Raw genomic sequence first — 2803 nt, forward strand, 5'->3', positions numbered from 1 at the left:
CAACTACGCTGCCCTGCTTGGATAGTGTGAAGCATCTGGGGCTTGAGATGGGTATAACGCTCCAACATCTTCCAATCCGTGTGACCAGTTACAAGCGCTACCTTTTCAATCGTGAACCCAGCATCCAAGAGGCGACCTGTTCCTTTATGCCGCGAATCATGAAAATGAAGTAGTGAATGCTCAGGTCAGCGCACCCTCGACGAAAGGCGGTGCCGACTGACCTATGATTGAATGGGAAAATTCGGTCATCGTCACTGCTGGCGCGCTGCTCCTCAACAGTGGTCCACGCATCGTATCCGGTTGCTGCGAATCGCGGGATCGTGATCTGTGCAGCGCTCCTTGAGCGATGCGCCGGTGTGAGGACGAGAAGTGACGACAAATCAAGCCCGCCGAAATGCAGATCGGTGGACCGACTTACGGCTTAATGTGCAGCGGGTTGTGACGGCTGCACCCCTTGCTGGTCACCCCCTGTGCTGGCGTTGGATTCTTGTCCACCTTGGGATTTTGATCGATCGGCTGGCTGTCAGACTGAGATTGAACGGGATCAGTCGACGCCGGGTTTGGGCTGGTGACCGCAGGTGCCTGGCGGTCTTGCTGGTCTGTCGACGATCCTTTGATGACTACGCCATAGATTTCGGCGACACCCCAGGCGGCAATGGCCAGCAGCAGCGCGGCTATGAGCAACAACAAGGACGGGCCTGCCAAGAGGGCCTTGTCGAGCTTGGTTTTCGGGAATGTTGTTCGTCATAGGACACCTTGGATAGAGGGCTGGCCCGCGCCTAGGTCAAGGCCGCAGGGGCTGACCAAGAAGAGACATCTTGGTCAGCGGATCGTTTAGAACGTGATGGCTCGGCTTAACCTTGAACGGTCCCAAAGGTTCCGGCCGTCGAGGGAGAGTAGATCTCAAACGAGCAATGAAGCATTATTTCTGCGTTGCCACAGTTGCCTGGATCAGTGGAGGATGAAGCGCTTATAAACGAGCAAACTATGCCTACACTTTGGCAAGAGCCAAGTCTCGGCCTGCGCTGATCCTCAACTCTCTCAGCCGGACGGTCTTGGCATCTCTGGCCTGGCGTTCGGCATCGATCAGCTTGCGCACCTCGCGATCGGCTCGTTCAAATTTTTTGTTGTCGATTCGACGTTTCCCAAGGCAGCCTCCTGTTGTGCCGGCGTGTTGGAAACTTCGTCGTCTAGATCAATGCCGGACCTTTTTCCCATCGGCTCATCGAGCCCATTACCCTCGTAAAATCTGCGACTGCCAACCGCCGCCGTTGAGCGGCACCGTCGTTCTCGTCATGCCGTTTGACRCAGTGCTTGGCGAGTCAAATTTCGGATCAGCATGACTGGCCTTATCAGGACTGTCGGTAGTCATACCGAGCCTTGAACACCGCAACGAACCATGTCCACCTCCTTCGCTTGGGAGGCTAAAGATGACCCACACTTTTCATGCACTCACGGTTGAGAAGGCAGTTGAAGCTTTCGTAATGTCCAGGAGCAAGGGCCGGGTCATGTCGATGGCGCAGGCGATCCGCACCATCAGAACGCTAATGCCGTACTGTGTGGCAGCCAATCATGAGTTGGAACGACTGCTGGCGCAAAATGCGATGTGCACGGCGTGCCAATCTCGTTTGATGTAGCAAGGGCCTCGGGTTCAAGAGCCCTGCGCGATTAGAGCAGGAGGGTGCATTCGTGCCGGAGCAAAAGCCAAATACATCGCGGATCCGCCGGGCGATTGTGAGCTTTCTAATTGGCAATGTGGATTGTCCCTGTATTTCCATAGCCAACGTCTTCGACAGCCTAAGGAAGACGTCGCCGCTTGACCAACATACAGATCGGGAGCTTGAGGATCTCATCGCGCTGATTGCTGTCGATGCTGGATTTGCGATCGAATTCGATGGCTCGGCTCGCGCGTTAAAAGCCCTCCATCTGGATGTTCCGGAAACTGGATCCCGCTCGGCATCGAGCCGACCCGCCAGCGTCAGCGCCGTCAACCAAACTCCCGCAGGTCTTTCGCTTCTCGTTCGAGGATTGCCGCTACCTCCTCACGACCGAGGTGGGTAAGCATCACCGCGATGCAACATTCCAAATATGTGAGCGACGAGCGACGGAGAAAGTCGGCAGTGGCGCTTTCTGCCAACTGGTCGATCCGCTCAACCTCACAGCGACGAACCTCTTTCATCGCCTTACCTCTCAGCATTTCTCGATCCAGCCAATTCCTGGAACAGCAGGACAACTTCCGACGTGCCAAGAAGTGGCATTGCCGTTGGAATTGTTCTTTCAAAGGTGTGCCTTGCGGATCGCTCGTGCGCGCGGTCGGAAAAAATTCGACATTGAACCTTTTCCAATCCCGCAAATTAGACGGCTATGGCGAGATATTTCTTCGACGTACCGGATGCCGATATCGCTGATCCAAACGATCTTGTCGACGTGCATGACGCGCGTGAGGCAGGACTTCGGGCCCTCGCAGGGATCATGAGGGAATCACATCCGGACGGCACCAAACGCGCCTTCGAATTCAACGTTTGTGATGGAGCAGGCCGACACTATCTGCACCTCACCATCACGCTTGAATGGAGGGATGCACCGGGCCATCCTTCCATGGCAAGCCATTAACCCGGCGACCGCAAGGAAGTCATCTTGTCAGGCTGGTCGCGGCTTGATGCGTACACAGCATTGCTCGACGATCTTCTTTGCGGCCCTCCATGTGACCTGGAGCCCGGAAATGTTTCGCTTGACCCGTCGTGCGAGTGAGTGGTGGAGACTGATGCGGAATTTGCGGATGCCATATAGCATTGCGCACACG

Annotated in this window: 4 protein-coding genes and 1 pseudogene; 3 read left to right on the top strand and 2 right to left on the bottom strand. The window is 55.7% G+C overall.

Features of this window, described 5'->3' with window-relative positions; all coding sequences use genetic code 11:
- Both AC1DX0_RS34075 and AC1DX0_RS34080 read right to left on the bottom strand, forming a co-directional pair.
- Positions 1–128: pseudogene (locus AC1DX0_RS34075) on the bottom strand (site-specific integrase); the annotation flags it as partial.
- A 286-nt stretch (positions 129–414) separates the two neighbouring features.
- Complete coding sequence (locus AC1DX0_RS34080) at positions 415–690, bottom strand: hypothetical protein (protein WP_477223768.1); 276 nt, start codon at positions 688–690, stop codon at positions 415–417.
- Between the two features lie 740 nt (positions 691–1430).
- On the opposite strand from AC1DX0_RS34080, the gene AC1DX0_RS34085 reads away from it, so the two are divergent.
- From AC1DX0_RS34085 to AC1DX0_RS34095, 3 genes are all read left to right on the top strand, one after another.
- Positions 1431–1637 (top strand): hypothetical protein, encoded by a 207-nt coding sequence (locus AC1DX0_RS34085; protein WP_477223769.1) that lies wholly within the window; start codon positions 1431–1433, stop codon positions 1635–1637.
- A gap of 52 nt (positions 1638–1689) precedes the next feature.
- Positions 1690–2061 carry a hypothetical protein gene (locus AC1DX0_RS34090; protein ID WP_477223770.1) on the top strand — a complete coding sequence of 124 codons (372 nt, stop codon included), beginning with the start codon at positions 1690–1692 and terminating at the stop codon, positions 2059–2061.
- A gap of 303 nt (positions 2062–2364) precedes the next feature.
- Entirely contained in the window at positions 2365–2613 is a 249-nt protein-coding gene (locus tag AC1DX0_RS34095; RefSeq protein ID WP_477223771.1) for a DUF6894 family protein, read from the top strand.
- The last annotated feature ends 190 nt before the right edge of the window (positions 2614–2803 follow it).

This window comes from Mesorhizobium sp. P3_A9 (assembly GCF_056402975.1).

Excerpts from the sequence above, each read along its gene's own strand:
- AC1DX0_RS34085 (WP_477223769.1), top strand. The coding sequence starts at position 1,431 with ATGACCCACACTTTTCATGCACTCACGGTTGAGAAGGCAGTTGAAGCT.
- AC1DX0_RS34095 (WP_477223771.1), top strand. The coding sequence starts at position 2,365 with ATGGCGAGATATTTCTTCGACGTACCGGATGCCGATATCGCTGATCCA.